This is a genomic window from Streptomyces sioyaensis, assembly GCF_004122735.1.
Lineage (GTDB): Bacteria > Actinomycetota > Actinomycetes > Streptomycetales > Streptomycetaceae > Streptomyces > Streptomyces sioyaensis.
This window is the reverse complement of sequence record NZ_SDIF01000237.1, coordinates 1-4,428: the sequence shown is the minus strand read 5'-3', so window position 1 is coordinate 4,428 and position 4,428 is coordinate 1. Positions and strand designations below refer to the sequence as shown.

3 protein-coding genes are annotated in these 4,428 nt (G+C 68.5%); 2 read left to right on the top strand and 1 reads right to left on the bottom strand.

The window, feature by feature from the left end:
* Positions 1-241: 241 nt before the first annotated feature.
* Entirely contained in the window at positions 242-1,600 is a 1,359-nt protein-coding gene (locus EST54_RS33390) for an FtsW/RodA/SpoVE family cell cycle protein (protein ID WP_129251417.1), read from the bottom strand.
* A 550-nt stretch (positions 1,601-2,150) separates the two neighbouring features.
* Between EST54_RS33390 and groES the strand changes: the two genes are divergently transcribed.
* Positions 2,151-2,459 carry a co-chaperone GroES gene (groES, locus tag EST54_RS33385; RefSeq protein ID WP_006604922.1) on the top strand — a complete coding sequence of 103 codons (309 nt, stop codon included), beginning with the start codon at positions 2,151-2,153 and terminating at the stop codon, positions 2,457-2,459.
* A 134-nt stretch (positions 2,460-2,593) separates the two neighbouring features.
* Positions 2,594-4,219, top strand: a complete 1,626-nt coding sequence (gene groL, locus EST54_RS33380) for a chaperonin GroEL (protein ID WP_129251416.1) — start codon at positions 2,594-2,596, stop codon at positions 4,217-4,219.
* The last annotated feature ends 209 nt before the right edge of the window (positions 4,220-4,428 follow it).

The following is a 4,428-nucleotide window of genomic DNA, read 5'->3' as shown; positions in this document are numbered from 1 at the left end:
CGGAGGGGCCTGTTGTGTGGACGTAAAGCGAAGCAGTCCGGACACCCACCCGCGGAGGCCCGTCACCGCACCCAACAGCCCCGCGCAGCGGACCCCGCCCGCCGCTGGGGGTACCTCCCAGCGTTAGCTGGGGGAGCAACGGCGGGAAGATCCGCGGCGGGAAAGCCGACAACGTGCGGCCGCGCCGCAAAGCGCAACGGCGAGAAGCAACCACGGCGGGAAAGCCAAAAACGTGGGAAAACTACGCCGGCTCGCGCCGGCGCTGCGCATGGTCGCTGATGCGGAGCAGCAGTGCCACCATCACCCAGTTCGCGACGAGTGAGGAGCCGCCCTTGGCGAGGAACGGCAGGGCCTTGCCGGTCAGCGGGATCAGTCCGGTGACTCCGCCGGCGACGACGAAGACCTGGAGCAGCAGTGCCCCGGAGAGCCCGACCGCCAGCAGCTTGCCGAACGGGTCGCGAGCGGTCAGGCCGACCCGCAACCCGCGCTGGGCGAGCAGCACGTACAGCATGATCACGGCCATCACCCCGGCCAGGCCCAGCTCCTCGCCCACCGTGGTGAGGATGAAGTCGCTGTTGCCGGCGAAGCCGATCAGTTCCGGGTGGCCCTGGCCCAGGCCGCTGCCCGAGATCCCGCCGCTGCCGAAGCTGAACAGCGCCTGCGCGGCCTGGTCGGAGATCAGCCCCGGCGGCCGCTGTGCCTGCGGCAGGAAGATGTCCATCGGGTGCAGCCAGGCCATGATCCGGCCCTTGACGTGCGGTTCCGTCGAGCCGACCACGGTGGCCCCGACCACGGCCATGGCCAGCCCGCAGAGCACCCAACTGGTGCGCTCGGTCGCCATGTAGAGCATGATCACGAAGACCCCGAAGAAGATCAGCGAGGTACCCAGGTCCCGTTCGAAGACCAGCACCAGCAGACTGATCACCCAGATCGTGAAGATCGGCGCGAGCTGCCTACCCGGGGGCAGCTGGACGCCCAGGACCCGCCGTCCGGCCAGCGCCAGGGCGTCGCGGTTGACGGTGAGATAGCCCGCGAAGAACACCGAGATCATGATCTTCACGAACTCGCCGGGCTGCAGCGACAGCGGCCCGAGCAGGATCCAGCGCTTGGCGCCGTACATGTCGGCGCCGAAGAAGGCCGGCGCCATCAGCAACACCAGCGCGACCACCATCGTCAGATAGATGTAGCGCTGCAGAATGCGGTGGTCGCGCAGCACCAGCAGGATGCCGATGCACACGGCGACCCCGATCACCGTCCAGACCAGCTGGCCGCTCGCCGCCTCGGCGATCTTCAGCCGGGGCTTTTGCGCGTAGGTGACGTCCAGGCGGTGCAGCAGCACCAGACCTATGCCGGTCAACAGCGTCGCCAGCGGCAGGATCAGCGGATCGGCGCGGGGCGCGAAGCGGCGCAGTACCAGATGCGGCACCAGCGCCACGAACAACATGCTGACGGCGAAGCCGGGCAGCCCGCCGGGCAGTCGGCCGGTCATCGACAGACCGGTGTAGGCGTAGCCGAAGTCCGCGATCAGGACGACGACGGCGAGCAGCCACGCCTCGGTCCGCCGGCGGTCCGGTGCCTGCGCGAGTGCGGCGAACGTCATGGTGCGTTCGGCATCGCTCTCCCGCTCCACGGCAGCCCGGGGAACGCTGGTCAGTCCACGCACGGGGTCCTCCGCCATCGGTCGTCGACGCCGCCGGCCGTCCGGGAGTGCGCCCGGTTCGTCGGTTCGGCAGCAAGGAGATAGACGAGGCAGCCAGTGACGTGGTTGCGAGGGAAGGGAAGGTGTGTCCGATTTAGTAGGAACCGTTCGGAGGTCGTCCCGCAAACCTGCTCGGAAGCCTGCCTGGAAACCTGCCTGGAAACCTGCCCGGATCCCGCCCCGGAGGGTCGTCGTCGGGGTTGGGGGGGGGCGGCCGGGGGGCGCGGCGTCGTACGGCGGGTCAACCGGGGCCGGCGGAACCCTCCCCCCGCCGCGCTGGCACTCCGCTTGACCGAGTGCTAACCGCGTCATAGTCTCGGCGTTGGCACTCTCCAGTGGGGAGTGCCAGACATACAGCGACGGGCAGGTCCGGCACCCGCGACGACGGATCCACCTGGTCGCCACCTCAGACAGTTAACCCCGTGAGATCTCCGAAGGGGGAGGTCGGATCGTGACGACCACCAGCTCCAAGGTTGCCATCAAGCCGCTTGAGGACCGCATTGTGGTCCAGCCGCTCGACGCCGAGCAGACCACGGCCTCGGGCCTGGTCATTCCGGACACCGCCAAGGAGAAGCCCCAGGAGGGCGTCGTCCTGGCCGTGGGCCCGGGCCGTGTCGAGGACGGCAAGCGCATCGAGCTCGACGTGAACGTCGGCGATGTCGTGCTCTACAGCAAGTACGGCGGCACCGAGGTGAAGTACAACAACGAGGACTACCTCGTGCTCTCGGCTCGCGACGTTCTCGCGATCGTCGAGAAGTAAGTCACCGGTTTTGCCGTGATCTGCGCCCCTGGTTCCCGCGTCTAAACAACCCGGGGCAGGGGCGCAGTTCGTTTGAGCGACAGCGGTCCCCACTGCGTGGCCGAGGATCGCAATGAGAGGACTTGAAGCAACCCATGGCGAAGATCCTGAAGTTCGACGAGGACGCCCGTCGCGCCCTTGAGCGCGGCGTCAACAAGCTTGCCGACACCGTCAAGGTGACGATCGGCCCCAAGGGCCGCAACGTCGTCATCGACAAGAAGTTCGGCGCCCCGACGATCACCAACGACGGTGTCACCATCGCCCGTGAGGTCGAGGTCGACGACCCGTACGAGAACCTTGGCGCCCAGCTCGTCAAGGAGGTGGCGACCAAGACCAACGACATCGCGGGTGACGGCACCACCACCGCCACCGTGCTGGCCCAGGCGCTGGTCCGCGAGGGCCTGCGCAACGTCGCCGCGGGTGCCTCCCCGGCCGCGCTCAAGAAGGGCATCGACGCCGCCGTCAAGGCCGTGTCCGACGAGCTCCTCGCGACCGCCCGCCCGATCGACGACAAGTCCGACATCGCCGCCGTGGCCGGCCTGTCCGCCCAGGACAAGCAGGTCGGCGAGCTGATCGCCGAGGCGATGGACAAGGTCGGCAAGGACGGTGTCATCACCGTCGAGGAGTCCAACACCTTCGGCCTGGAGCTCGACTTCACCGAGGGCATGGCCTTCGACAAGGGCTACCTCTCGCCCTACATGGTCACCGACCAGGAGCGTATGGAGGCCGTCCTCGAGGACCCGTACATCCTGATCCACCAGGGCAAGATCTCCTCGATCCAGGACCTGCTGCCGCTGCTGGAGAAGGTCATCCAGGCCGGTGCCTCCAAGCCGCTGCTGATCATCGCCGAGGACGTCGAGGGCGAGGCCCTGTCGACCCTGGTCGTGAACAAGATCCGTGGCACCTTCAACGCCGTGGCCGTCAAGGCTCCCGGCTTCGGTGACCGCCGCAAGGCCATGCTCGGCGACATCGCCACCCTCACCGGTGCGACCGTCATCGCCGAGGAGGTCGGCCTCAAGCTCGACCAGGCCGGTCTGGACGTGCTCGGCACCGCCCGCCGGGTGACCGTCACCAAGGACGACACCACCATCGTCGACGGTGGCGGCAAGGCCGACGACGTCACCGGACGCGTCGCCCAGATCAAGGCCGAGATCGAGACCACCGACTCGGACTGGGACCGCGAGAAGCTCCAGGAGCGCCTCGCCAAGCTCGCCGGTGGCGTCTGCGTCATCCGCGTGGGTGCGGCCACCGAGGTCGAGCTCAAGGAGAAGAAGCACCGTCTGGAGGACGCCATCTCCGCGACCCGCGCCGCGGTCGAGGAGGGCATCGTCTCCGGTGGTGGCTCCGCTCTGGTGCACGCCGCCAAGGTGCTGGAGGGCTCCCTCGGCAAGGAGGGCGACGAGGCCACCGGTGTCGCCGTCGTCCGCCGCGCCGTCGTCGAGCCGCTGCGCTGGATCGCGGAGAACGCCGGCCTTGAGGGCTACGTCATCACCGCGAAGGTCGCCGAGCAGGACAAGGGCAACGGCTTCAACGCCGCCACCGGTGAGTACGGCGACCTGGTCAAGGCCGGCGTCATCGACCCGGTCAAGGTCACCCGCTCCGCCCTGGAGAACGCCGCGTCGATCGCCTCGCTGCTGCTGACGACCGAGACCCTGGTCGTCGAGAAGCCCGCCGAGGACGAGCCGGCCGAGGCCGGCCACGGCCACGGTCACGCGCACTGACGTGAGCTGATACGGCGAGCTGACATGGCGAGCTGATACGGCGAGCTGATACGGCGACGGTTGGCCTCCGGGCCGGCGGTCCGGCCTCCGGGCCGTCCGTATGCCGTATGTCGTATGCCGCACCGAAGACCCGGTTTCCGCTTTGGCGGGGGCCGGGTCTTCGGGTTTTTCCCGCCGCCCACCCCCTTGCCGGGTCTTTGGTTTTCCCC